The organism is Xanthomonas sp. D-99 (assembly GCF_017746145.1).
In the GTDB taxonomy this organism is placed as follows: domain Bacteria; phylum Pseudomonadota; class Gammaproteobacteria; order Xanthomonadales; family Xanthomonadaceae; genus Xanthomonas; species Xanthomonas cissicola.
Genome location: NZ_JAGHWU010000083.1, coordinates 1 through 24,408, shown reverse-complemented (window position 1 = coordinate 24,408; position 24,408 = coordinate 1). Strand labels below are relative to the sequence as shown.

Sequence of the window (24,408 nt, the reverse complement as noted above, 5' to 3'; positions counted from 1 at the left end):
GGGAATGGGGAATCGGGAATGGGGAATCGGGAATCGGGAATCGGGAATCGCAAAATCAAAGGCTAGGGGCTTGCCCGGACGGTTCCGTTTCGCAAGCCGATGTGAACCACAAGCTTCAAACGCGAAGTAGAAAAGACAAACAACGCCCCGCTTCTGCTCTACCGATTCCCCATTCCCCATTCCCCATTCCCCATTCCCCATTCCCGATTCCCCAATCACGGCTCAAAGCGATACCCCGCGCCATAGACCGAACGGACCCAGTCCTCGCCGCCAGCGTCGGCGAGCTTGCGGCGTAGATTCTTGACGTGGCTGTCGACAGTGCGGTCGGTGACGATGCGGTGGTCGGCGTAGAGCCGGCCCATCAGTTGCTCGCGCGAGTACACCCGCCCCGGGGCGGCAGCGAGGGTACGCAGCAGGCGGAATTCGACCTGGGTCAGGTCCAGGGTGCGGCCGTCCACGCTGGCGCGACAGGTGTCTTCGTCGATCTGCAGGCCCGGTGCCGGCGCGCCGTGGGGGTCGTGGCGATGCCGGCGCAACACTGCCTGGACGCGCGCCACCACTTCGCGCGGGCTGAACGGCTTGCAGATGTAGTCGTCCGCGCCGATCTCCAGGCCCAGCAGGCGGTCGATTTCCTCCACGCGCGCGGTGACCATGATGACCGGCACCGCGCTTTCCTTGCGCAGGTCGCGGCAGATGTCCAGGCCGCCGCGGTTGGGCAGCATCAGGTCCAGTAGCACCAGGTCCGGCTGCTGCGCGCGGAATGCGCCCAGCGCTTGCGCGCCATCGGCGATCCAGTCGTGCGAATAGCCGGCCGCGTGCAGGTACTCGCCCAACACCGCGGCCAGGCGCGGTTCGTCCTCGACGATCAGCACATGCCCGATCGGGGACGCGCTGCTCATGCGACCAGACCCGGCAAGTGCAGCACCATACGCAGCCCCCCCAGTGCGGAAGCCTCGGCGTGGATCGAGCCGCCATGTGCCTCGGCGATGTTGCGGCAGATCGCCAGGCCCAGGCCGCTGCCACCGCTGGTGCGATTGCGCGAGGCCTCGGTGCGGTAGAAGCGTTCGAACAACCGCTCGCGCTTGTCCGCATCCACCCCCGGCGCGCTGTCTTCGACCACCAGTTCCAGCACCGCGCCACGGCGTACGCAGCGCACCTGCACCGTGCCGCCGGCGTCGGTGTAGCGCAGCGTGTTTTCCAGCAGGTTGCCCAGCAGTTGCTGCAGACGGCGCTCATCGCCGTCCACCTGCAGCGGGCCGGCATCGACCTGCGCCTGCACCTGCAGCTGCGCGGCGGCAAAGCGCGCGCGCAAGCCGTCCAGCACGGTTGCCAGGATGACCGCCAGATCGACGGTAGCGCGCCGATACGCCAGCGCACCGACGTCGGTCAGCGACACGTCGTACAGGTCCTCGATCAGCTTGCCCAGCTGGCCGACCTGCTGGTGCAGCGACCCCAGCGAGTTGGGTGTCATCGGCCGGATGCCGTCCTGCAGCGCTTCCAGTTCGGCGCGCAATACCGCCAGCGGTGTGCGCAGCTCGTGCGAGATGTCGGCCATGAAGTCGCGCCGCGCGCGTTCGTTGTGCTCCAGCGCTTGCGCCAGCAGGTTGAAGTCGCGCGCCAGCTGGCCCAGTTCGTCGCGCGCCGCGGCGTCGATGCGGGTGGCGTAGTCGCCCGCAGCGAGCAGGTGTGTGGCGTGGGTCAGGCCGCGCAGGCGCCGCAGCAAGGTCCGCGACAACAGCCAGCCGAGCACCGCGGCGACCAGCAGGCAGGCGCCGCCGATCGCCCACCACGCGCGTTGCTGCGCGGCGTAAAAGCGCGCGTCCGCCGCCGCAAGCGCCTTCTGGAACGGCAGCATCGCCATCCAGCCGACGGTGCGGCCGCCAACCACCACCGGGCGCAGGATGTCGTGGCGGCCGACATCCGGATTGCCGATCACCGGCGTGTAGTCCTGGTCGAGCAGTGCGAAGCGAAACACCGCACCGGTCTGGTCGGAAATCGGCGGCGCCTCGCGTGGCGGGCCGGGGCCACGTTCCGGGCGCATCAGCACGAACCAGGCATCGGGGTTGTCGCGCACGAACTCCCAGTTGCCGTGCCGCGCGTATTCGGCCCTGACCCGCGGCAAGGTCTCCTGCATGCGCTCCACGCCCTGTTCGTTGAGGTAGTCCAGGAACTGGCGTTTGACGAAGGCCTGCACGGCGATGCCGTTGATCAGCAGCACCGCCACGCACGCGGCGAGGATGGCGAGAAACAACTTGGCGGTGATACCCAGTTTCATCGAAGAGGTGATGCGAAGCGCGGTAACCGGAGCTGCTGCGTATTAGCCGGGTCGCGGCAGTGGAAATCAAGCGCGTTCATGCCGCCGCCGGCAATCTCCAAATTTGCTGCACATTCGCGCCGTAGCGTGGCCACATTCGGATAAACCGTGAGTTCGCCGCATGTTGCCCGTCGCCGCCCATCGTTTTCGCACTGCGTCCCTGCGCTGGCTGTTGCCCGCCGCCGTGACCACGCTCATGGTCGCGTGTTCCTCCAGGCAGCCGCCGCAGATGCCGCAGGCGCAGGTCGGCGTGCAGACGCTGAAGGTGCAGCGGCTGGCCGTGGACCAGACCTTGTCCGGCCGCACCGTGGCCTATGTCACCTCGGACGTGCGCCCGCAGGTCGGCGGCATTTTGCGCAAGCGGCTGTTCACCGAAGGCCAGGACGTCCAGGCCGGGCAGGTGCTGTACGAGATCGATCCGGCCAGCTACCAGGCCGCGTACGACACCGCCAAGGGCGATCTGGCGCAAGCCGAGGCGGCGGTGTTGTCGGCCAGGCCCAAGGCGCAGCGCTACCAGACCCTGGTCGGGCTGGACGCGGTCAGCAAGCAGGACGGCGACGATGCGTTGGCCACGCTGCGCTCGAACGAGGCGGCCGTGATCGCGGCCAAGGCGTCGTTGCAGACCGCGCGCATCAATCTCGACTACACCCGCATCCTCGCGCCGGTGTCCGGCCGCATCGGCACCTCCAGCTACACGCCGGGCGCGCTGGTCAGCGCCGGCCAGAGCGAGGTGATGGCCACCATCAACCAACTCGACCCGATCTACGTGGACCTCACCCAGTCCAGCGCACAGCTGCTGCAGTTGCGCCGCCAGCTCGACGCCGGCCAGCTCAAGGCGGTGGATGGCAAGGCCGAGGTGACGCTGCAACTGGAAGATGGCAGCACCTATGCGCGCAGCGGCACGCTGGAGGTGGTGGATGCCGCGGTCGATACCGCCACCGGCACCGTCAAGCTGCGCGCGGTGGTGCCCAATCCCGAGCGCCTGTTGCTGCCGGGCATGTATGTCACCGCGAAACTGTCGATGGCCGTGGACGAGCAGGCCATCCTGGTGCCCCAACAGGCGATCAGCCGCAACAGCAAGGGCGAGGCAGTGGCGATGGTGGTCGGCAGCGACAGCAAGGTCGCGCAGCGGGTGCTGACCACCGGCGATGCGATCGGCGACAAGTGGGTGGTGCGCCAGGGATTGAAGGCGGGCGACAAGGTCATCGTGCAGGGCTTGCAGAAGGCGTCGGTCGGTGCCGAGGTCAAGGCCGTGGAAGTGAGCCAGACCGCTGCGGCCGGCACGGCCGCCAACGCGTCGCCATCCACGCAGGCCACCGCCGCGGCGGCGCCCAAGGCCGACTGAGGAACCGCCATGGCCCGTTTCTTCATCGACCGTCCCATCTTCGCCTGGGTCATCGCCATCGTGATCACCCTGGCCGGCGCGCTCTCGATCCTGTCGTTGCCGCTGGAGCAGTATCCCAGCATCGCCCCACCGACGATCAACGTCAGCGCCACCTACACCGGCGCCTCGGCGCAGACCGTGCAGAACTCGGTCACGCAGATCCTCGAGCAACAGATGACCGGGTTGGACCACCTGCTGTACATGTCCTCCAGCAGCAGTTCTGCCGGCACCGCCTCGATCACCCTCACCTTCGATTCCGGCACCGATCCGGATACCGCCCAGGTGCAGGTGCAGAACAAGGTGTCGCAAGGCGAGGCGATGCTGCCGGAGGCGGTGCAGAGCAATGGCGTGACCGTCACCAAGTCCATGGGCAGCAGCATGTTCATGGTGCTGGCCTTCACCTCCGAAGACGGCAGCATGGACAGCACCGACATCGGCGACTACATGGTGTCCACGTTGCAGGACCCGATCAGCCGGCTCAACGGCGTTGGCGGGGTCAACGTGTTCGGCTCCGAATATTCGCTGCGGGTGTGGCTGGATCCGGACAAGCTGCGCACCTATGCGCTGATGCCCGCGGACGTGAGCAACGCGATTTCGGCGCAGAACGCCGACGTCTCTTCCGGCGCGCTGGGCGCGTTGCCGGCGGTGCAGGGCCAGCAGCTCAACGCCACGGTCACCTCGCGCAGCAAGCTCAAGACCCCGGCGCAATTCGAGGCGATCGTGCTGAAGTCGCAGACCGGCGGCGCCACCGTGCACCTGCGCGACGTGGCGCGGGTGGAGCTGGGTTCCAAGTCGTATGCATCCAGTTCCAAGTACAACGGCAAGTCGGCCTCGGGCACGGGCCTGGAGCTGGCGACCGGCGCCAACGCGCTGGCTGCCGCCAAGGCGGTGGAAGCCAAGCTCGAACAACTCAAGCCGTACTTCCCCACCGGGCTGAAGTACGAGATCGCCTACGACACCACGCCATTCGTGCGCATTTCCATCGAGGAAGTGGTCAAGACCCTGCTCGAGGCGATCGTGCTGGTGGTGTTGGTGATGTACCTGTTCCTGCAGAACTGGCGCGCCACGCTGGTGCCGGTGATCGCGGTGCCGGTGGTGCTGCTCGGCACGTTCGGCGTGCTGGCGCTGCTCGGCTATTCGATCAACACGCTGACCATGTTCGCGATGGTGCTGGCGATCGGCCTGCTGGTCGACGACGCCATCGTGGTGGTGGAGAACGTCGAGCGCCTGATGAGCGAGGAGGGCATGTCGCCGCGGCAGGCCACCTACACCTCGATGGGGCAGATCTCCGGCGCACTGGTCGGCATCGCCCTGGTGCTGACCGCGGTGTTCCTGCCGATGGCGTTCTTCGGCGGCGCCACTGGCGAGATCTACCGCCAGTTCTCGGTGACCATCGCCGCGGCGATGCTGCTGTCGCTGCTGGTGGCGCTGACCCTGAGTCCGGCGCTGTGCGCCAGCCTGCTCAAGCCGATCGCGCACGGCCAACAGGTGGCGCGCAAGGGCGTGCTCGGGCGCTTCTTCGGTTGGTTCAACGTGCGCTTCGACCGCGGCGCCGATGGCTATGGTCGCGGTGTGGGCAAGCTGATCGGCCATCGCAAGCTCGGCGGGCTGGTCTATCTGGCGCTGCTCGTGGTGATGGCGCTGTTGTTCTGGCGCCTGCCCAGCTCGTTTCTTCCCGACGAGGACCAGGGCATGCTGATGGTGATGTTCACCACGCCGGCCGGCGCCACCCAGCAGCGCACGCAGCAGTCGATCGACCAGGCGTCCGAGTTCATCCTCAAGCAGCCGGAAGTGGCGGGGATGATGACCATCTCCGGCTTCAGCTTTGCCGGCAGCAGCCAGAACGCGGGCATGGGTTTCATCAAGCTCAAGGATTGGGCGCAGCGCGATGCGCCCGCGCAGGAGATCGCCAACCGCATCACCGGCGCGATGATGGGCACGCTGCCCGATGCGCAGGTGTTCGCATTGTCGCCGCCGGCGATCAATGGCCTGGGTACCAGTTCCGGTTTCACCCTGCAGCTGCAGGACGTGGCCGGCAAGGGCCACGACGCGCTGGTCGCCGCGCGCCAGCAACTGCTGCAACTGGCCAACGCCGACAAGGACCTGACCGCGGTGCGCTTCAACGGCCTGGAAGACGCGCCGACCTATCGCGTGCAGATCGACGACGCCAAGGCCGGCGCGCTTGGTCTGAGCGCTTCGGACATCAACACCACACTGGCCACCGTGATGGGCGGCAGCTACGTCAACGACTTCCTCAACAACAACCGGGTCAAGCGCGTCTATGTGCAGGGCGAGGCGAGCGCGCGCATGCTGCCCGCCGACATCGGCCGCTGGTACGTGCGCAACAGCAGTTCGGAGATGGTGCCGTTCTCGGCCTTCTCCAGCAGCGCGTGGGCGTATGCGCCGCAGGTGCTGAGCCGCTTCAACGGTGTGGAGTCGATGGAGGTGACCGGCAGCGCCGCCAGTGGCATCAGTTCCGGCCAAGCGATGAACGACATCGCCGGGCTGGTGGGCAAGCTCGGCAAGGACGTGGGTTACGCCTGGTCGGGCATGTCCTACCAGGAGCAGGCCGCCGGCGCGCAGACCTGGATGCTGTACGCGGTGTCGTTGGTGTTCGTGTTTCTGTGCCTGGCCGCCCTCTACGAGAGCTGGTCGATCCCGATCTCGGTGATGCTGGCGGTGCCGGTGGGCATCGTCGGCGCACTGCTGGCGACGTGGCTGCGCGGGCTCTCCAACGACATCTACTTCCAGGTCGGCCTGCTGGCGACGATGGGCCTGGCGGCCAAGAACGGCATCCTGATCGTGGAGTTCGCCAAGGAACTGGAAGAGAAGGGCCAGCCGCTGGTCGATGCCACTCTGCATGCCGCACGCCTGCGCCTGCGCCCGATCGTGATGACCTCGCTGGCGTTCCTGCTCGGCGTGCTGCCGATGGTGGTCAGCAGCGGCGCCGGCTCCGGCGGCCGCCATTCGCTGGGCACCGGCGTGCTCGGCGGCACGCTGGTCTCTATGCTGCTGGGCATCTTCTTCGTGCCGTTGTTCTACGTGATGGTGCGCAGCGTGTTTCCTGGTAGGGCGTCTGATCACGCGACAGCCGCCGAGACGTCCGAGGTGGCCCCGTGATGCGCTACGGCGTTGCAGGTGTGGCAGTGGCCTGCGCCATCGCCTTGAGTGGCTGCGTCAGCATGGCGCCGCAGTACGCACGCCCGGACGCGCCGGTGCCCAGCGTGATCGGCAGCACCGGCAATGCGGACACCGGCATGCCGAATGCAGCCGCGCTGGATTGGCGGCAGGTGGTGACCGATGCGCGTCTGCAGCAGGTGGTCGCGCTGGCGTTGGACAACAACCGCGACCTGCGCGTGGCGGTGCTCGCTATCGAGCAGGCACGCGCGCAGTACCGCATTCAACGTGCGAACCTGTTTCCCTCCGTCGATGCCACCGTCTCGCACACCGCACACCGCGCAGCGCGCCGCGGCAGCGACCAGTTTCACCGGCGCGGCGCAGATCATCCGCAGCGCCAGCGGCGAGGTGGGCGTCAGCAGCTGGGAGCTGGATCTGTTCGGTCGCATTCGCAGCCTCAAGAACGAGGCCCTGGAAAGCTATCTCGCCAGTGAGCAAACCCAGCGCAGCACGCGTCTGAGCCTGGTGGCTGAAGTGGCCAACGACTGGTTGACCGTGGCCGCCGATCAACAGCGTCTGGCGCTCGCGCACCAGACCCTGGACAGCCAACGCAAGACGCTGCGTCTGACCGAGCTGCAGCACGACAACGGCATCGTCTCCGGTCTGGATCTGGCGCAGATCCAGACCAGCGTGGAAAGCGCGCGCGCTGATGTGGCCAACTACACCACCCAGCTGGCGCAGTCGCGCAATGCCTTGAATCTGGTGGTAGGCATGTCGGTGCCGGTTGCGTTGTTGCCTGCCAGCGATGCGATCGAGACGGGAGTGGCGCTGGCGCCGTTGCCTGCCCAGCTGGAATCGCGGGTGTTGTTGCAGCGCCCGGACGTGCTGTCGGCCGAGCACACGCTCAAGGCCGCCAATGCAGATATCGGTGCGGCACGTGCGGCCTTCTTCCCCACCATTTCGTTGACCGCCAATGCCGGGCGCGGCAGCGATGCGTTATCCAGCCTGTTCGATGGCGACCATACGTGGTCGTTCTCGCCCAGCGTGAGCATGCCGATCTTCCGTGCCGGCGCGTTGAAGGCCGAACTGGATGTGGCCATGTTGCAAAAGGACATCACCATTGCGCAGTACGAACTGGCGATCCAGACCGCCTTCAGTGAAGTGGCCGATGCACTTGCCGAACGCATGCAACTGGAAGAACGCATGCATGCGCAACAGGCCATGGTGGACGCCGCACAACGCAGCTTCAGCCTGTCGGATGCGCGCTATCGCAATGGCGTGGACAGTTACCTGGTGGCGCTGGATGCGCAGCGCACGCTCTACAGCGCACAACAGACACTGATCAGTTTGCGGCTGACCGAGGCGAGCAATCGGGTGACCTTGTACAAGGTGCTCGGCGGTGGCGCCGATGCGCAGAGCGGCGCGTCTGTGGCGGATGCGGTGCGTTAGCGTATTCCCCGCACGATCGTAGGAGCGGCGCAGCCGCGACAGACATTGTCGGTCATGCCTGTCGCGGCTGAAGCCGCTCCTACAACAAACATATTCCGATCAAACTGCACCAGCGTCAGCTTAGGCACTTGGGCAAATCGGCGCTGCACCGGGGACGTGCCCGGGACAGCGCCTTGCCCAATCCCCAATCCCGATTCCCTAATCCCGGCCCCTCAACGCGCCGCATTCGCATTCATCACTGCATTGCGGTTGGCATCCAGATACTGCGCCGGGTCGCGCATGCCGGTGGTATGGCATTGGCCGTGGTGTGGCCGCGATTCACGCCACCCGGCAGCTGCGCATTGACCTGCTCCACCGTGCCGTCTTCCGGGTCGTTCAACACCAGATCCGAGGCAGCGTTGCAGTAATCGTTGGTGTACCAGTTGGTCTTGGCGAACGAGGTGGTGTAGTAGTTGACCTTGGCGCGTGCATCGGCCGGAATGCCGGCCAGCCAGGCCTTGGCGCCGTCGTAGGTCATGTCGCTATTGGTGCCGCAACCTACGCCGAACCACGAACCCACCGCGGCCAGCACGCCGGACAGATTGGTGCCTTGATACGGCGTGCCCACCGACTGCATCACCCGCCCACCGGTGGCGTTATCCAGCCCGCTCCAGTAGTAGGTGTACAGATGCAGCGCAGCCATGCCGCCCTGGCTGTGCGCCACCGTGGAGAACGACGACCATTGGCTGGCGAACTGGGCAAGCCGCTGCGCAAACTGGTCGTTGCTGCGGTTCTGCTTGGCATCCAGGAAGGTCGAGGCATTGGTGAATTGCGCCTGCGGCCATACACCGTTGGAGCAATAGCCGTGCACCAGCACCAATTGCGAGCCGGCGGCCTGAGGCTGCGCCGTCGCCATCGCGGAAGCCAGTGCAGTGGGGCGCGGGCCCATGCGCATGCTCTCGTCGATCCCCGTGCCGGCGCGGGCGAGACTGGCGCGGCGAAGCGCTGGCAGCTGCAACGGCAGCGCGCCGGCCTGCACCAGCGGAATGTAATGGTCCGGGTCTTCAATGCGCAGGCTGCGCAGCGTGAACGGTGCCCGCGCACCGGCACGCGCAATCCAGCGTTCGTCCAGGCTCAGTGGCAGCTGGCCTTGCTGCGGCGTCAGCATGCCGCCGATCCAGGCCACCGGTACGTCCTTGCCCTTGGCATCGGTGCCCCATACCTGGCCGAACACCCTGTAATGCGACGGTGCGTTGCCACGTGCAGCGACCGGTAGCGCAATCGTCAGCCGCGTGCCCTCAGCAGCGCGTGCGCCCAGTGCATTGCCGAGCAGACGCAACGACGTATCCACCACCGGCACCACATGCTCGCTGGTCCGCACGAACGGCTGGCCAGCCTGGTCGTGCCCATGCACGATGACCTGCGCAATCCAGGTGCCCTCGCTCGTGGGTTGGAACGTGCCGCCGTACACGCCATCGCCGGCGGCGCCATCGTCGTGCTTGCCGTCATCGGCCATCGGCAGGCTGCGCACACCGCCTTGCGGATCGATCACACGCAGGCTTGCCTGGTCGATCGTTCCGGCTTGTGCCGTCAGCAGCGTGGCGCCGCGTGCATCGTTGCCGCTCAGCAGCGCGTTGAGCGTGAGCGATTGGCCAACCTGCTGCTGACGCTCGCGCAGGTACGAAGCAAGCTGCGTGCGCGCATCGCCTTCCATCAGCACGTAGCCACGCTGCGCCACCGGCGAGGCCGCCTGCAGCGTCAACGACCATGCGCCGTTGCGCGCCGACTCCACGGCGTAGCGCATGCCGCTGGTGCCGTGCTCGGCGGTGCCCAGCAGCGTGCGCTGCGCGTGCAGCGGTGTCGCCACCGCCGCGGCGCGTGCGCCGGCAAGCTGAGGCGCAGCCACTGCTGCATCCCAGGCCTGATCGCCGGACAGCACCATGAAGCGCAGATGCCCGTTTTCCACCGGCAAGCTGCCTTGCCAGCGCGCGGATTGACCGGCCGGTGCCAGTTCCACCGGCAGCAACGCACTCTTGGACAAAATCGCCGACTCGGCCGGATCTGGCGCACGCATCTGCGCGAACTCCTCCGGTGGGCCAGCCAATTGCTTGGGCTGCAACTCGGCTGCCGCAAGCGGTCCAGAGAGCAGTGAGAGGGAGCACAACAGCGACAACAGCGACAACAGCGACAACAGCGACGGCTTCGGCATGGCAAGATCTCTCCGTGAGCATTGCAGAAGCGATGCCATCGCGCACGGCAACGACATCGGATGCAGCGCCCCCTCGCCGCGATTCGTCGATGGTTATACCGCGCTCTTGTGACAGGTCTGCTGTGCACTGCAACACTCACGGTGCTGCGTGCATGTCGCTAGAAATCAAAGGACACCGAGTGTGATCTGGGTCGCGGACGCGGCGCTGTTTCAGAGAAAAGCATGCAGCGATGAAGACCGAATTCTCCTTCAATCTCGGGCACTGCCGCTGTGGCGGCCAGATTGCCTTGACCGCCATGGGACGCAGCGCATTCAGACGCTCTCATCCCCGCCGACCTCGCCACGGACTCACCGCCCGATCAGTAGCGGTGTGACCGCTTCAAGCCCACGTTGACTGGCACACCGACACGTTGGTCTTGACGTCTAATCCGCGGCCACGGAGCTAACCCGATCCTGCGACGCCTTGCACGAGCGATAGTGCGCAACCCACTCCACAGACTGGGCGATGCCGCCGAACGGGTAGAGGTGCAAGCGGACATCTCCATGCGCTTCCGTCAGGCGGCCGACGAGGTGATCGACAAAGCGATCCGGCCCCGCGTTGCCGAATAACTTGCCAATGGAGACGCCATAGTTTGAGAGCACCGACGCGCAGGCGCCGACACCGCAGCTTGCCGCATAGCGTGCGAGGGTCCCGACACTGGCAGGACCGGGCACGCCCACCCGTACCGGATGCGTCATGCCGCGCGCGCGCAGCGCTTCCAGCCATGTCATCACGATGTCGGCATCGAACCCGAACTGCGTCACGATCAGGGGCGCCATGCCGCGCTCCTGGATGCTGCGGCACTTGCGTTGCAGCACGTCCCATTGTTCTGTCGTGCGCATGATCGGATGTCCCTCCGGATGACCCGCCACGCCGATGGTGCGGATGCCTGAGCGTTCGAACACACCCGTTTCGATCAGCGACACGCTGTCGGCAAAGGGTCCCTTCGGAGTGGACGGATCACCTGCGATCACCAGGCAGCCGGTGACGTCGGCCTCACCGACCAGGCGCGCGATAAAAGCCTGCAGTTCCTCGAGCGAGCCGATGCGACGCGCGGAAAGATGTGGCACCGGTTCGAAACCAAGGCGACGCACCATCTGTGCTGCGGCTAGCCGCGCAGCCTCGGTTTGGCCTGGCAAGTAGGGAATGAACATGGCGCAGCCAGGCAGGATGCGCGGCGCCGCGTTGGTCAGCGCGCCGATGTCCTTGACGCTGACCTCCAGCGAATAGGCGTCGGTGATGGTGCTGGCACCGCTCGGCGTGTCTGTAGGAATCACGGGTCTTGCGGTCTTGTCATGATGATTGGGTGACATCGCAACGACGCGCTGATCGAGCGGAAAGGAGCCCCAAATCCACGTGAGGTCGCCGCTGAACTGGCGAAAGGCTCAGTCTTGCTGCTCGTCATCGCCATAGAATTTCACGCCAAATTGAATGCGCTTGCGACCGCTGTCCACACGATGCCGATTGGTGTCGCGCAGGGAATAGACGCAACCGCAGTATTCCTGTTGATAGAAGTTCTCGCGCTTGCTGATCTCAATCATGCGTGAGGCGCCACCGCCCTTGCGCCAGTTGTACTCCCAATACATCAAGCCGGGATACTTGGCCGCGGCGCGCATGCCGCAGTCGTTGATTTGCTGCATGTTCTTCCAGCGCGAGATGCCCAGCGAACTGGTGATCACCGGAAAGCCGTGCTCGTGGGCATACAGCGCGGTGCGTTCGAAGCGCATGTCGAAGCACATGGTGCAACGCACGCCGCGCTCAGGTTCGTTTTCCATCCCCCGTGCCCGCTCGAACCAGTTGTCCCGATCGTAGTCGGCGTCGATGAAGGGCACGCCGAACTGTTCGGCAAAACGCACGTTTTCGTCCTTGCGCAACGCGTATTCCTTGCGCGGATGAATGTTGGGATTGTAGAAGAAGATGGTGTAGTCGATGCCGGAGGCCAGCATCGCCTCCATGACCTCGCCAGAGCACGGCGCGCAGCACGAATGCAGCAAGACCTTGGCGTGGCCGTCAGGCAGTGGAAGTGGCATGCGTTGGGCAGTGGAATCCATCAGTGGGGTCCTGGCGTATAGGCAGTGGCATTGGCCGGCGCACGCGCCAGTTCGATAAACGCGCGCAGATAATCGATCGCGATGTCCGCCTCGCGCGCGCCCAGATAGATCTGCTTGGGGATGCCGCGCGCACCCAGCCGCACCGGCACCACGTCCATTCTGGCCGCATATTCCTCGACCAGCCAGCGCGGCATGGCGGCCACGCCGCGGCCGCTGGCCACCATCTGCATCATGATGTCGGTGGTTTCGATGGCCTTGTGGCGCCGCGGCGTGACGCCGGCCGGCAACAGGAACTGGCTGTAGATATCCAGGCGCTCAAGATCCACCGGGTAGCTGATCAACACCTCGCGTGTGAGCTGCTGTGGCTTGACGTAGGCCACCGACGCCAACGCATGGCGCTTGGCCACGACCAGCACCTGCTCATAGTCGAACACCGGCTCGAACCTGAGTCCTGGCTTGAACAGCGGGTCGGGCGTGACCAGCAGATCGATCTCGTAGCCGAACAATGCGCCGATGCCGCCGAACTGGAACTTCTGTTTCACATCCACATCCACATCCGGCCACGTGGCCAGATACGGCGCCACCAACTTGAGCAGCCACTGGTAGCAGGGATGGCATTCCATGCCGATGCGTAGTGCACCGCGCTCGCCCTGCGCAAACTGCCCCAGCCGCTCTTCGGCCAGATCCAGTTGCGGCAGCACCCGGTTGGCCACCGCCAGCAGGTACTGGCCGGCCTGGGTCAGGCGCAGGCTGCGCCCCTCGCGCAACCAGATGTCGGTGCCCAGCTGCTGTTCCAGCTTCTTCATGCTGTGGCTCAGCGCCGACTGGGTCAGATTCAGCACGCCTGCGGCGGCGGTCAGCGAGCCTTGCTGCTCGACCTGCTGGACGATGGTGAGATGGATGCGCTCAAGCATTCAAATGATCCGAATTCATGGATTGTTGAAATAACACCATTTTACTTCATTGAATGCGAACCCTAGCATCGGGACTCGTCGTTCAATCGCTGCCGTGTGAACGGGTTCGGACCAAGGCGCGGCCAATGGGTCGGGCCGCGATCTTCCTGTCGCACTGCACGAGGTCCCCACCGCGTAAGGTTGCCTAGCATGACTGTCAAACACCCACTCCGCATCGTCGCGGTTTCCGGCGGGATGCAACGCCCGTCCAAGGCCGTCGCCCTGGCAGAACACCTGCTGGAGCTGATCGCCGATCAGGTGCCGTGCGAGCGCCATTTGGTCGAAATTGGGGCGTTGGCACCGCACTTCGCTGGCGCGCTCTGGCGTACCCAAGTCCCTGGCACGGTGGAGCAGGCGCTCTGCCTGGTAGAGCAGGCCGACGTGCTGGTGGTGGCAACGCCGGTCTACCGCGGCTCGTTCACCGGACTGTTCAAGCACTTCTTCGATTTCATCGATCAGGATGCCTTGATCGATACCCCCGTGCTGCTCGCTGCAACCGGGGGCAGCGACCGCCATGCGTTGGTGATCGACCATCAGCTACGCCCGCTTTTCAGCTTCTTCCAGGCACGCACCTTGCCGCTGGGCGTCTACGCAACCGACCGCGACTTTCTGGACTACCGCGTGCACAACGACGCGCTGGCCGAGCGGGCCAGGCTGGCGGTGCAGCGGGCACTGCCGCTGATCGAGCTGACGCGGCATGCACGTTCCAGCGTCGCGCAGGGCGTGGCTGCGGCCTGAGGGGCGCAGCGCAAGGTGGTGCGGCCGGCCACCGCGCCGTCCTCGGCCACAGGATCGGTCGGCGTGCCCGCTGATCCGGATGTCAGGCCTGCATGCCGCCGGCATTACCCGCTACGCAGCGCATACGCGCGTCCCATCTTAGAAACAAGGCATCAGTTCGCAATGACTCACACATTGGATTTCACCATCAAGAGCCTGCGCTTCGACGAGGACTACCATCCCTCGGCCACGACGCGCAACACGACCAACTTCGCCAACCTGGCCAGAGGTCTGCGACGTCAGGAAAATTTGCGTAATACGCTGGCGATGATCAACAACCGCTGCAACGATCTGGCGCACTGGGATAACCCCAGCCGTGACCGTTACGCGGTGGAGCTGGACATCATCTCCGTCGAAATGCACATCGGGGAACGCGCGCTGGACGATGCGTTTCCGTTGATCGAGATATTGAAACCCACCATCGTCGATCGGCATACCGGTGCGCGCATCGACGGCATTGCCGGCAATAATTTCTCTTCCTACGTGCGCGACTACGATTTCAGCGTGCTGCTGCCAGCGCACAACCAAGATGCGTCCGGCTTCACCATCCCGGACGATTTTGGCGACCTGCACGGCAAGCTGTTCAAGCACTTCGTGCACTCGCCTGCGTACTGCGCGCACTTCAACAAATCGCCGGTCATCTGCATCAGCGTCTCCACCAGCAGAACCTATCACCGCACCGGAAACCGGCACCCCATCCTGGGGATCGAATACCGGCAGGACGCGTTTTCGTTGACCGACCAGTATTTCGAAAAGATGGGCCTGCAGGTGCGCTATTTCATGCCGCCGAACAGCGTTGCGCCCTTGGCGTTCTACTTTTTCGGCGACCTGCTTGGCGACTACACCAACCTGGAGCTGATCGGCACCATCGCCACGATGGAAACGTTCCAGAAGATTTACCGACCAGAGATCTACAACGCCAACGCTGCAGCAGGGCCGACCTACCAACCGAGCCTGAAGCATCAGGATTATTCGTCCACCCAGATCGTCTACGACCGCCAAGAGCGCAGCCAGCTCGCCGTGACACAGGGCAAATTCACCGAAGAGCATTTCATCCGGCCCTACGGCAACCTTCTTGCGCAGTGGGCGTCCAGCCATGCTTCCTAATCAACCAGAACGCACGACATCCCTCATCATGACAAAGCTGCTCCCCACCTCAACCGCCGGTAGCCTGCCCAAGCCGTCCTGGCTTGCCCAGCCCGAAACGCTCTGGTCGCCCTGGAAATTGCAGGACGCCGAACTGATCGAAGGCAAGCAGGACGCGCTGCGCTTGTCGCTGCAGGAACAGCAGCACGCCGGCATCGACATCGTCAGCGACGGCGAACAGACGCGTCAGCATTTCGTCACCACCTTTATCGAACATCTCAGCGGTGTCGATTTCGAAAAGCGCGAGACGGTCAGGATTCGCGACCGCTACGACGCCAGCGTGCCGACCGTCGTTGGCGCGGTCAGCCGTCCGAGATCGGTGTTCGTGGACGATGCCAAGTTCCTGCGCCAGCAGACCGGCCAGCCGATCAAGTGGGCGTTACCCGGCCCGATGACGATGATCGACACTCTCTTCGATGCGCACTATAAAAGCCGCGAAAAACTGGCATGGGAGTTTGCCAAGATCCTCAATCAGGAAGCCAGGGAACTGGAAGCCGCCGGCGTGGACATCATCCAGTTCGACGAGCCGGCCTTCAATGTCTTCTTCGACGAGGTCAACGACTGGGGTGTTGCCACCCTGGAGCGCGCGGTGGAAGGTCTGAAGTGCGAGACCGCCGTCCACATCTGCTATGGCTACGGCATCAAGGCCAATACCGACTGGAAGCAGACGCTGGGCTCGGAGTGGCGCCAGTACGAAGAATCGTTCCCCAAGCTGCAGACATCCTCGCTGGACATCATCTCGCTGGAATGCCACAACTCGCACGTGCCGATCGATCTGATCGAACTGGTTCGCGGCAAGAAGGTGATGGTCGGCGCCATCGACGTGGCAAGCACGACGGTCGAAACGCCGCAGGAAGTGGCCGAGACGCTGCGCAAAGCGCTGCGCTTCGTGGATGCCGACAAGCTCTATCCCTCCACCAACTGCGGCATGGCACCGCTTGCCCGGCACGTGGCGCGCGGCAAACTCAGTGCGCTCAGCGCAGGCGCGCAGATCGTGCGTGGAGAACTGTCGGCTTAGCCCAACTGCCACCGCAGTGCGCCACGTGCCGTCGGGTGGCCTGGCGTGTGCACAAACGCGACAGATGCCGGTCGCGCACATCGGCCATGATCGTCGGCGGCAGCGCACCGGCGTCGCCGGAGCCCGCTCGCTCCGGCGCCATGCATGCCGCAACGCTAACGGCCCAGGCATCCCATCGCAGGCCGCATGGCACCAGCCCGGCTCTCAGCCGCTGCGTGCACAGCGACGGCGTGCATACAAGGCCGTCAGCAGCGGCACCAGCAGCGAGGTGACGATGACCGCGCTGGCCACCAGCGCCGTCGCGGCCGGCGCTGCGGGTGCGAACTGCGGCGCCATGCCGGCGATCAGGGCCGGAGTGGCCACGGCGGCACCGGCCGTGCTGGAGGCGGCCACGCCGGCGGTGCCGTTGCCGCCGCCGATCCAGCGGTCGGCCAGCAGCAAGGGCAACCCGGTGATCACGATGACCGCCACGCCCAGCAGCACGCCACTTGTGCCGGTGTGGGCGATGGTCGACAGATCCAGCGTGTTGCCGAGCGCGAAGCCGAAGAAAGGCACCAGCGTCCTGGTCGCCTGTGCGAAGAACTGCCGCAGTTGCGCGTCGAGGTTGCCCAGTGCAAAGCCCAGCAATAGCGGCAGCACCGCCCCGACGAACAGATGTGGTTCGAAGCTGGCCAGGCCGCTGGCACCGAGGATCAGCATGGAGATCAGCGGGCCCGATTCCAGCGACATCAGCACCACTGCCCCTGCGTCTTCGCTGCTGCCGTATTGCTGCATCAACGCGGCGTACAGCCCGCCGTTGGTCATGTCCATCGCAGCCACCAGCGCCAGGACCGACAGCCCGGCCAGCGGCCCGCTCGACACACCGCCGATGGGAAGGAGCGGTGCGCACAGGACTGCGACGAGCCAGGCCACTGCGATCTTGGTCAGTACCAGGCTGCCCGAACGGCGCAGCACCCGTCCGGAGGCGCGCAGCTGGATGGTTGCTCCCATGCAGAAAAACCACACCGCCAGGATCGGAACGGTGCCGCTGATCAGACCGTTGCTGAAAGACCCCAAGGTGCTGCCGGCCTGCGGCCAGAGCGTGTGGCAAAGCGCCCCGAGCAACAAGGGGACCAGCATCATCCCGCCAGGAAGCCGCTCCACCGTGGTCTTGATACGCATCTGCGTTCCAGTGAGCGCGTCACCACGCGCCGGGCTGGCAGCATCGCGCAGGCACCTGCGTGCATGCAGATCCCGGCGCGAACGCACGCAGCCGCACACGAATGCACCGGTCATGACCGCCGCAGCAGCCATGACCGGCGCTGCCGACCTTGCTCAGTAATTGACCTGCAACTGCAGGCGCAGCAAATCGCCTTCAACGACCGGATACGGCGCGGTGCTGACGTCGGTGCGCTTCATCTTCGAATAGGCGAACACCAGTTCCAGCGCATCCATCGGCTGCCATTCGACACCGGCTTCCACTTCGTCCAGACGCATGCGCGGGGCATTGGTGTCGAACTTGGAGCCGCCGCGGTAGGTCTGCCATTTCAGGTACGGCAGCAAGGTGCCGTAGTTGAAGTCGTGCTTGAACATGGCCTGCACATAGCCGCCGCTCAGCGAGCGGGTGCGGATGCGGCGCTGGGCCACATCCAGTTCCGGGCCACGGCCCACCGTCCACTCCGCCTGCAGGCCGAACGGCTGCGGGTAGTAGATGATGTGCGCGGCCACGCGCTGGTCGGTATAGCCATTGGGCTCGGTGATGGCCGGGGTAAAGCTGCGGCCGCCGATATTCACTGCTGCCGCAGTCGGCACGAAACGGCCGGCGTAGGCGTCGGCGCCCACTTCCAGATACTGGCCGTTGGCGAACTTGAACGGGTAGGTGGCGTGCACCACCGCGTGCATGCTGTCGTTACGCTCGGCGCGGTTGGCGCCCTGGCCGTTGTACACGCCGGCACCGATCACGCCGTAGTCGCCCGACCCCTTCAATCCAGACTTGACCAGATCCTGGAAGCGGCCCTTGGCCACGGTGGGGCTGTAGTAGAACACCGCACCGATATCGCGTTCGTCGCGCAGGCCCGAGTTCAGTGCATCGGCGCGATCCAGCGAGAGCCGGTTCTGGCTGGACTGCAGATTTTCCCAGCCGTACGGCATTTTCGATTGACCCACACGCACGCGGTATTCGCGCTTCTTGTCGAAGAAGATATCGGCGTAGGCGTCGCGCAGCTGCGCAAAGTTGGAGGTGGTGGAGCCGGTGGGCGTGCTGGCAAAATCCGGCTGGAAATACAGCGACACATGCTCGTTGAGATCGCCACTCAGCACCAGGCGCGCACGGCGGATGCCCAGGCTCTGGTCGTTGCCGATAAAGCGGTCACCCGGCGCGCGCAGGTCCTGCGCATCGCCGCCGACGCCCTGGTTGTAACGGATCTGGGTGTAGCCGCGCAGGCTGAGTTTGTCGTACCACTTCTTGCCGACGTCGCCGGACTTGGCCGGCGCTGGCGTTGCAACCGGCGCAGGCATAGGCGCGGCCTGGGCAATGGCAGTGTCGGCGGGCGTGGTGGCGCCCGGCGTGGGCGGCAGCGGTTGTGCGGGCGCGGCCGGCATCGCCGATGCCGGCAGCTTGCCGTTTTCGTCCACCTGCACGAAGGTGCCCAACTTGTCGCGACCTGGCGCCGGCTCGGCGAAGATCTGCTTGGTCTTGCGGTCGACGTACAACTCCAGCTCGGCGGCCAGCGTGCTGCCGCTGGCGGTCGCGCTGAGGGCGCACAGAACAGTGGCGAGATTGCGTTTTTTCATTGGTCCGGCTCGTGCAAGGGAAACGGGTCGGCGGCTGCGTCGATCCGGTGCTGCCAAGAGGGCGGCTGCACGGCGTGGAAGCGCCTGCCAGGCGCCGGTCGTCCTGACGTAGCGGCAATGGCAGCAGTTATATTTAGATTTGATGTCATTTTGGTGACACTGCCGGACTTCGCTGTCGCGGCCCTTGTGTCACCGTCGTGTCGGGGCGATGGCAGTTATGCGACCAACGTGAGGCAGGCACAGCTGCGCGCGTGATGGGGTGCAGACGCTCTTACAGAACTGGATTCGGAAGGTGAGGGCGTGGCATCACGGAGACCGCGCACGCCCTGCCGTGCCTTCGACGTCGCGCATCGCCGATGGTTGCGTAGCCTTAGCTGCTGGACTCGCCAGCGCGGGGCGCGCCTGCGCCACCATTGAGCTTCGGCAAGCACGTGCAGTTGCAAGCGACATCGGCAAGGTCACGCTGCCATCTGCTGCGCCCGGGAGTGCGTCGCGCAGCGCCAGGCTGTGCAGGTCTCCAGCGCTGGCAGCAATCCAGTGCCGCATCGTCGCGCTGATCGCACCACGCGTTGACCAACCGAGATGCACGGTTGCTGATCGGCCGTTAGCGCAGCGCTACGGCCGATCGCCTCAACCAGTGCCACTGGTCCAACGCACTGGAGATCATCCCGACACGCGCAGCCACGCCGACCAGCCGGCTATCGCTGTCGGTCGGATATCGGTGAAGCACCAGGAAGTTCGCCGTGATCCCTGGCGGCCACGGGGCACCTCCTTGACGATGCGCGAACCACCGCGTGCCGAACGGCCCGGCAGCGCAGTGGTCCCGGCCGTGACTCAGCGCGCCGCGAGTGCCGCCGCCACCGCATCGCGCAACGGCGTGGTGGGGCGGCCGATCAACCGGCCCAGCGTATGGCGATCATCGAACAGGGCGCCGTCGCGCGAGGCCGCCGAGCACTGCGCCAGCACCTGCGCAAAGCCGGACGGCAGGCCGATCTGCACCAGCGCTGCCGCGTAATCGGCTTCCGGCAGGTCGTGATAGGCCACCGGCTTGCCTGACTGCTGCGCCACCTCGGCGGCGTACTCGGCCATCGTGAAAGCGGTATCGCCTGCCAGCTCGTACACCTGGCCGGCCTGTGGGGCATCCGAAGCCAGCACTGCAGCCGCCGCAGCAGCATAGTCGGCGCGCGTGGCGGCGCTGATCCTGCCTTCGCCCGCACTGCCGAGCACTGCGCCGTGGGCGACTTCTGCGGCGATCGAGCCGGTGTAGTTCTCGGTGTACCAGCCATTGCGCAACAACGCGTGCGGCACGCCGCTCTCGCGTAGCAGCGCCTCGGTGGCCACATGCTCGGCGGCCAGCGACAGCGTGCTGGTATCGGCATGCAGGATGCTCGTATACGCCAGCAGCTCCACCCCGGCGCGCTTTGCCGCCTCGATCACGTTGCGGTGTTGCGGCACGCGCTGGCCGACCGCATTGGACGAGACCAGCAACACGCGGCCCACGCCGGCGAAGGCCGTGTCCAGGCTTTGCGGGTTCGCATAGTCGGCCTGACGTACCGCGATGTCGCGTTTTGCGAACTCGGCAAGTGACGCGGTATCCCGGGCCGTTGCTACGATGCGGTTGGCAGGCAGATGGCCAAGTAGCGCTTCGACAACCAGCGCACCCAACTGCCCGCTGGCGCCGGTGACAAGAATCAGGGGGGAAGTAGATGTCATGACGGGCTCCAGTAGGTTTGCATAAGAGATTTGGTCTACTATCTAGACCTAATTGATCGCCTGCATAGTGTCGGCGCCGCCCAGGCCTCCGCAAGGAGGCAGTTTTGCTCCCCCTGGTTACCGTGAGATACCCCACGTGAATGCGATTGCCCTGTTCCCGCTGCCGCCGTCCCTGGAAGGACCCTTCGACGCCACCAAGTGCCCGGTGCGCGATGTGCTCGACCAGATCGGCGACAAGTGGACCCTGCTGATCCTGCTGACGCTGATCCCCGGCCCGTCCCGCTTCAGTGCCATCCAGCGCGCAGTGCCGGACATCTCCAAGCGCATGCTGACCCAGACGCTGCGCAATCTCGAGCGCAACGGCATGATCACCCGCAAGGTCTACGCCACCAAGCCGCCGAGCGTGGAATACGCGCTCTCCAAGCTGGGAATTGCACTCCTCGGCCCCGTCTCGCAACTGCTCACTTGGGCGGGCGAGAACCACGGCAGCATCCGCGCCGCCCGCGAGCGATTCGATCGCGCACAGCAGGCGGCAGTGGCGTTGGATCCCGACGAAGCGATGGCATAGGCGCGGCGCTGGGTCACCGCGATTCAAGCCAATGCGCTGAGGTGGTGCAGCGGCGCTCCCGCGTGCGCATCGGCTGTCAGCCCTGACTGCAGAATGCGCTCGCGGCGTCCTGGCTTACATGTCTCTCATGTGCGGTTTGACGCGTGAGGTCAGCCGCGCTGTGAAGTGCTGTCGGGTGAAATGAATTGTTAGGCGCGGCCAAGTTAAGGGCTAAGGGCGCAATCCGTAAACCGCACAAAGCCGCGCCAACGCAGCCTCGACCGTTGCTGACAACGTGAGCGGACGTTCGTTCACCTATAGACCAAGAGCTCAAGCGCAATTTTGGGCTCATTGTGGTCAACATAATCTGGGAACGATGGACGCGCCATTTGATAGGCCCTCTTGCGCTAGAGGATGGTCACTGCCTATGGACACATCCCCCGAATAGGCTGCCACCACGCGCACGGACACCTCCTTCAGGATCTCTTTGAGCAGTACTTCGATTGCGAAGATATGTATAGCATCCAACGCCTGAGTTAAGCCGAGCCGCGAAGCAGCGGCGGCTTGGACAAATCGTTAGCGCCCATCTGCTCTGCGGCGCATGATCTCGGCCAGGGTAGGATCCTCAGGCCGTTCGGCTAGGGCCGCAATGGAACTGCGGCCTGCGGCGCTCCGCGCCGTTCCGAAACACGCAAAGCAAGCGAGTGCAAGGAGCCAGCCGAACAGGCACCACACACCAAAGATCAAGAACGGCCGGGCCATATAGCCGATTGCTGCCTGCGCTGCGGGATCGTCGGTGCCCTTGAGATACATAAAGATGAAGGGCAAGCAACGCAAACCGCCGATTGAGAACCATCCGATCGTGGTCATCGTCGCCTGCGCGGCAAAGAGCCACCGGCTTGCCGGTCGGCCGCGCCAGAGCAGGACGGCGCCTACCGCTAACACTACGTCGAAGGCGAAGCTGTAGAGCACACTAGGAGACATCAGATATCTCAGCTCGAAGCCGATTCGAAAGGGAACGAGAGTGACGAGCTTCCAAGCCGCGATCGTCAATGAGAGGCCGGCCAATGCTTTACTGAACTTTGGGAACCTGACAACTTTTTCCATGGGCGCTAGCAATGGTGTTAAGTAGCGCGCGGCAACGTGTCCGCCTTGAGCGAGGTGTTAGGCATACACGACCGTTGACGAAAGACGAGGATACATCTCGGACAGGTCCTCGAGGCACTTGCATATGAGTTGTGCATCTGCAGGCATACGCTGAGAAAATTGCTGCCAGCCATCTAGGACTAGTTGCTCTGGCATCTCTACTAGACCGGTGATGGCGTCCCAAAACGCATCCCAATTGCGTCCATACCAGCCAGGGAAGTCGAGTGACTCCATGAGAAGAGCGTGCAGTTCCGCCGCGGATGTCACGTTTTCAAGGTTAATTCGAATCACAGGGGTGCGCGCCATGATATGCCAACTCTTGAATTAAGCCGCGCTGTGAAGCGGCGTCGGCTTGAATGAGCCATCAGGCGGCCGACCGATTAATGGACGCCGCTGGGTGGACCAATGAGTGAGTCAATGCCCTCATCCGAATGGCGCGCAATGCCTCGTCGAGTGCGGCCTGGTCCGTTTCGAATAGGTCATCCCAGATGGTGAGGTTATTGAACTCATCAACAACTCAACAGTCCAGTCGGTGTTGGGTCCGATAGATCTCTAAGCGAACAGTACGGCCATTGATCGTAACAGAGCGGCATGGGGGCGATGTAACAAGCTGATAGTTTTCCTAAAAAGTCTCTGTTGCCACTGTCTCTGCTCATCCGCCTAATGCCTTACTTAATCCAGGTTGCGAAGCAAATTTGGCTCGAATGAATTGTCAGGCCAACCTACGATCACGGCATTTTGACTTCAACCAATTCTTTCAAATACGAAAATACGTCAGGTCCAGCATCTTCGCCTGACGACTTACTTGGCGGGGAAGGGCGAGGGTCTTCCTGACGCACAAGCAAAGAGCTGCTTCCGTCACTCTCGGTCAGCACATAGGTCATGAAGAAATAGTGCTCTGGAATGTCTTGTAGATCGGGGCGCGGGAAAAAAAGTGAGTACTTAAGGCGCGACTCCGGCAAGAACTCAAGAACTGTGCCTTTCTGCTCAAGGACTTGCCCGTTCCATTCGTTCCGAAAAACAATTGGGGTCCCCACTTCCCAGGTGGTCAGGAGATCAGAGCCGTACTGCCATTGCTTGACTAGCTCAGGCACGGTCAAAGCCTTCCAGACTTTACCGACAGGGGCAAGAATGCTTACGAGTGAATCGGAAGTTTTCATCTGCATACCCCGAGGATGTTTGGTGTTGGCCTAACGCGTGAGTCAAGCCGAACTGCGAAGCAAATTCGGCTTGAATGAGTTGTTAGGCCGCATCCTAACCGGAGACGCGTGCACTGAGCCATATATCCTTGGCAGCGCGATAACAAGACGCACAGACTAGTGCTCGATGAAGTATTTGCCGTCGTAAGCGATCAGATCCTCAAGAGGGCCGGCAGCGAGACATGAAAGAACACGCTCGTTTGGCCGCGTGCCAAGCACAAAAAGCACAAAGTCCCACAGATATTCCGCGTCATCGCGGCGAAGGCCATGAAATGTTCGCTCAACAGCCCACCAAAGTGGATGGTCTGTATCGATCTCCTGCTCAATCGAGTGGGGCTCAATGAAGGCGTTTGCCCACGTCTCTATGTCAATAGAATCTTCCATGAGGTGACTAGCCGCGAAGCGGCTTTGGCCTAAATGAATTGTCAGGCGCCGACTCAAACGCCATGCCACATGTCCAAGAGCCCATCTGCCGCGTGAGTGGTTATTACGCCGATACCATAAAGATGCCAGACGAGATGGATGCCCAGCAACTGCCAGTTGTCAAGTGGAATTTTGTCAAGTCCCTCGGTACGGTAATCCCCCCACTTTTAG

General features: G+C 64.1%; 18 protein-coding genes and 2 pseudogenes. 7 read left to right on the top strand and 13 right to left on the bottom strand.

Annotated features, from left to right (window positions below):
* Positions 1-215: 215 nt before the first annotated feature.
* Both J7360_RS19755 and baeS read right to left on the bottom strand, forming a co-directional pair.
* Complete coding sequence (locus tag J7360_RS19755) at positions 216-899, bottom strand: response regulator (RefSeq protein WP_007968384.1); 684 nt, start codon at positions 897-899, stop codon at positions 216-218.
* Entirely contained in the window at positions 896-2,275 is a 1,380-nt protein-coding gene (baeS, locus tag J7360_RS19750) for a sensor histidine kinase efflux regulator BaeS (RefSeq protein WP_057659398.1), read from the bottom strand. Before baeS ends, J7360_RS19755 begins: the two co-directional genes overlap by 4 nt.
* A 160-nt stretch (positions 2,276-2,435) precedes the next feature.
* Here baeS and J7360_RS19745 point away from each other — a divergent pair, with 160 nt between their 5' ends.
* The 3 genes and pseudogenes from J7360_RS19745 to J7360_RS19735 all read left to right on the top strand — a co-directional run bounded on the left by J7360_RS19745 (position 2,436) and on the right by J7360_RS19735 (position 8,264).
* Positions 2,436-3,659 carry an efflux RND transporter periplasmic adaptor subunit gene (locus J7360_RS19745; RefSeq protein ID WP_209034590.1) on the top strand — a complete coding sequence of 408 codons (1,224 nt, stop codon included), beginning with the start codon at positions 2,436-2,438 and terminating at the stop codon, positions 3,657-3,659.
* Between the two features lie 9 nt (positions 3,660-3,668).
* The gene (locus tag J7360_RS19740) at positions 3,669-6,818 is read left to right on the top strand and encodes an efflux RND transporter permease subunit (protein WP_209034588.1); all 3,150 of its coding nucleotides are present in this window, start codon (positions 3,669-3,671) and stop codon (positions 6,816-6,818) included.
* Positions 6,818-8,264 (top strand): annotated as a pseudogene (locus J7360_RS19735) (efflux transporter outer membrane subunit). The gene J7360_RS19740 and the pseudogene J7360_RS19735 overlap by 1 nt, the downstream one beginning before the upstream one ends.
* A gap of 212 nt (positions 8,265-8,476) precedes the next feature.
* On the opposite strand, the pseudogene J7360_RS19730 reads toward J7360_RS19735, so the two are convergent.
* The 4 genes and pseudogenes from J7360_RS19730 to J7360_RS19715 all read right to left on the bottom strand — a co-directional run bounded on the left by J7360_RS19730 (position 8,477) and on the right by J7360_RS19715 (position 13,457).
* Positions 8,477-10,452 (bottom strand): annotated as a pseudogene (locus tag J7360_RS19730) (choice-of-anchor X domain-containing protein).
* Between the two features lie 423 nt (positions 10,453-10,875).
* The gene (locus J7360_RS19725) at positions 10,876-11,769 is read right to left on the bottom strand and encodes a methylenetetrahydrofolate reductase (protein ID WP_057659407.1); all 894 of its coding nucleotides are present in this window, start codon (positions 11,767-11,769) and stop codon (positions 10,876-10,878) included.
* Between the two features lie 108 nt (positions 11,770-11,877).
* Positions 11,878-12,543: an epoxyqueuosine reductase QueH gene (locus J7360_RS19720; RefSeq protein WP_007975066.1), complete on the bottom strand. Its 666-nt coding sequence runs from the start codon at positions 12,541-12,543 to the stop codon at positions 11,878-11,880.
* Positions 12,543-13,457: a LysR family transcriptional regulator gene (locus J7360_RS19715; protein ID WP_057659411.1), complete on the bottom strand. Its 915-nt coding sequence runs from the start codon at positions 13,455-13,457 to the stop codon at positions 12,543-12,545. Before J7360_RS19715 ends, J7360_RS19720 begins: the two co-directional genes overlap by 1 nt.
* 189 nt (positions 13,458-13,646) lie before the next feature.
* On the opposite strand from J7360_RS19715, the gene msuE reads away from it, so the two are divergent.
* The 3 genes from msuE to J7360_RS19700 all read left to right on the top strand — a co-directional run bounded on the left by msuE (position 13,647) and on the right by J7360_RS19700 (position 16,437).
* Positions 13,647-14,234, top strand: coding sequence for an FMN reductase (gene msuE, locus J7360_RS19710; protein WP_007975067.1), 588 nt, complete (start codon positions 13,647-13,649; stop codon positions 14,232-14,234).
* A gap of 162 nt (positions 14,235-14,396) precedes the next feature.
* Positions 14,397-15,380, top strand: coding sequence for a DUF1852 domain-containing protein (locus tag J7360_RS19705; protein WP_007975069.1), 984 nt, complete (start codon positions 14,397-14,399; stop codon positions 15,378-15,380).
* Between the two features lie 28 nt (positions 15,381-15,408).
* Entirely contained in the window at positions 15,409-16,437 is a 1,029-nt protein-coding gene (locus tag J7360_RS19700) for a methionine synthase (protein WP_007968402.1), read from the top strand.
* Between the two features lie 204 nt (positions 16,438-16,641).
* Here J7360_RS19700 and kdgT read toward each other — a convergent pair whose 3' ends face one another.
* From kdgT to J7360_RS19685, 3 genes are all read right to left on the bottom strand, one after another.
* Complete coding sequence (kdgT, locus tag J7360_RS19695; protein WP_057659418.1) at positions 16,642-17,598, bottom strand: 2-keto-3-deoxygluconate transporter; 957 nt, start codon at positions 17,596-17,598, stop codon at positions 16,642-16,644.
* Between the two features lie 153 nt (positions 17,599-17,751).
* A complete protein-coding gene (locus J7360_RS19690; RefSeq protein WP_007968404.1) occupies positions 17,752-19,209 on the bottom strand; it encodes an OprO/OprP family phosphate-selective porin in 1,458 nt (485 codons plus the stop codon).
* Between the two features lie 834 nt (positions 19,210-20,043).
* Positions 20,044-20,922: an SDR family oxidoreductase gene (locus tag J7360_RS19685; protein WP_057659416.1), complete on the bottom strand. Its 879-nt coding sequence runs from the start codon at positions 20,920-20,922 to the stop codon at positions 20,044-20,046.
* A 136-nt stretch (positions 20,923-21,058) separates the two neighbouring features.
* Between J7360_RS19685 and J7360_RS19680 the strand changes: the two genes are divergently transcribed.
* Positions 21,059-21,490: a helix-turn-helix domain-containing protein gene (locus J7360_RS19680; RefSeq protein ID WP_005920016.1), complete on the top strand. Its 432-nt coding sequence runs from the start codon at positions 21,059-21,061 to the stop codon at positions 21,488-21,490.
* 555 nt (positions 21,491-22,045) lie between these two features.
* Here J7360_RS19680 and J7360_RS19675 read toward each other — a convergent pair.
* The 4 genes from J7360_RS19675 to J7360_RS19660 form a co-directional block, all read right to left on the bottom strand.
* Positions 22,046-22,576 (bottom strand): hypothetical protein, encoded by a 531-nt coding sequence (locus tag J7360_RS19675; RefSeq protein ID WP_209034586.1) that lies wholly within the window; start codon positions 22,574-22,576, stop codon positions 22,046-22,048.
* A gap of 57 nt (positions 22,577-22,633) precedes the next feature.
* Complete coding sequence (locus J7360_RS19670; protein WP_194272292.1) at positions 22,634-22,921, bottom strand: barstar family protein; 288 nt, start codon at positions 22,919-22,921, stop codon at positions 22,634-22,636.
* Positions 22,922-23,343: 422 nt separating this feature from the next.
* Positions 23,344-23,775, bottom strand: coding sequence for an SRPBCC family protein (locus J7360_RS19665; RefSeq protein ID WP_057664107.1), 432 nt, complete (start codon positions 23,773-23,775; stop codon positions 23,344-23,346).
* Between the two features lie 156 nt (positions 23,776-23,931).
* A complete protein-coding gene (locus J7360_RS19660) occupies positions 23,932-24,198 on the bottom strand; it encodes a DUF6869 domain-containing protein (RefSeq protein ID WP_244667848.1) in 267 nt (88 codons plus the stop codon).
* Positions 24,199-24,408 lie beyond the last annotated feature (210 nt).

What these genes read in the sequence shown, in the direction of transcription:
- baeS (WP_057659398.1), bottom strand. Translation starts at nt 2,275, where the DNA reads ATGAAACTGGGTATCACCGCCAAGTTGTTTCTCGCCATCCTCGCCGCG.
- J7360_RS19685 (WP_057659416.1), bottom strand. Translation starts at nt 20,922, where the DNA reads ATGACATCTACTTCCCCCCTGATTCTTGTCACCGGCGCCAGCGGGCAG.
- J7360_RS19715 (WP_057659411.1), bottom strand. Translation starts at nt 13,457, where the DNA reads ATGCTTGAGCGCATCCATCTCACCATCGTCCAGCAGGTCGAGCAGCAA.
- J7360_RS19755 (WP_007968384.1), bottom strand. Translation starts at nt 899, where the DNA reads ATGAGCAGCGCGTCCCCGATCGGGCATGTGCTGATCGTCGAGGACGAA.
- J7360_RS19700 (WP_007968402.1), top strand. Translation starts at nt 15,409, where the DNA reads ATGACAAAGCTGCTCCCCACCTCAACCGCCGGTAGCCTGCCCAAGCCG.
- J7360_RS19690 (WP_007968404.1), bottom strand. Translation starts at nt 19,209, where the DNA reads ATGAAAAAACGCAATCTCGCCACTGTTCTGTGCGCCCTCAGCGCGACC.
- kdgT (WP_057659418.1), bottom strand. Translation starts at nt 17,598, where the DNA reads ATGCGTATCAAGACCACGGTGGAGCGGCTTCCTGGCGGGATGATGCTG.
- J7360_RS19660 (WP_244667848.1), bottom strand. Translation starts at nt 24,198, where the DNA reads ATGGAAGATTCTATTGACATAGAGACGTGGGCAAACGCCTTCATTGAG.
- J7360_RS19670 (WP_194272292.1), bottom strand. Translation starts at nt 22,921, where the DNA reads ATGGCGCGCACCCCTGTGATTCGAATTAACCTTGAAAACGTGACATCC.
- J7360_RS19740 (WP_209034588.1), top strand. Translation starts at nt 3,669, where the DNA reads ATGGCCCGTTTCTTCATCGACCGTCCCATCTTCGCCTGGGTCATCGCC.
- J7360_RS19705 (WP_007975069.1), top strand. Translation starts at nt 14,397, where the DNA reads ATGACTCACACATTGGATTTCACCATCAAGAGCCTGCGCTTCGACGAG.
- J7360_RS19745 (WP_209034590.1), top strand. Translation starts at nt 2,436, where the DNA reads ATGTTGCCCGTCGCCGCCCATCGTTTTCGCACTGCGTCCCTGCGCTGG.
- J7360_RS19675 (WP_209034586.1), bottom strand. Translation starts at nt 22,576, where the DNA reads ATGGAAAAAGTTGTCAGGTTCCCAAAGTTCAGTAAAGCATTGGCCGGC.
- msuE (WP_007975067.1), top strand. Translation starts at nt 13,647, where the DNA reads ATGACTGTCAAACACCCACTCCGCATCGTCGCGGTTTCCGGCGGGATG.
- J7360_RS19720 (WP_007975066.1), bottom strand. Translation starts at nt 12,543, where the DNA reads ATGGATTCCACTGCCCAACGCATGCCACTTCCACTGCCTGACGGCCAC.
- J7360_RS19665 (WP_057664107.1), bottom strand. Translation starts at nt 23,775, where the DNA reads ATGAAAACTTCCGATTCACTCGTAAGCATTCTTGCCCCTGTCGGTAAA.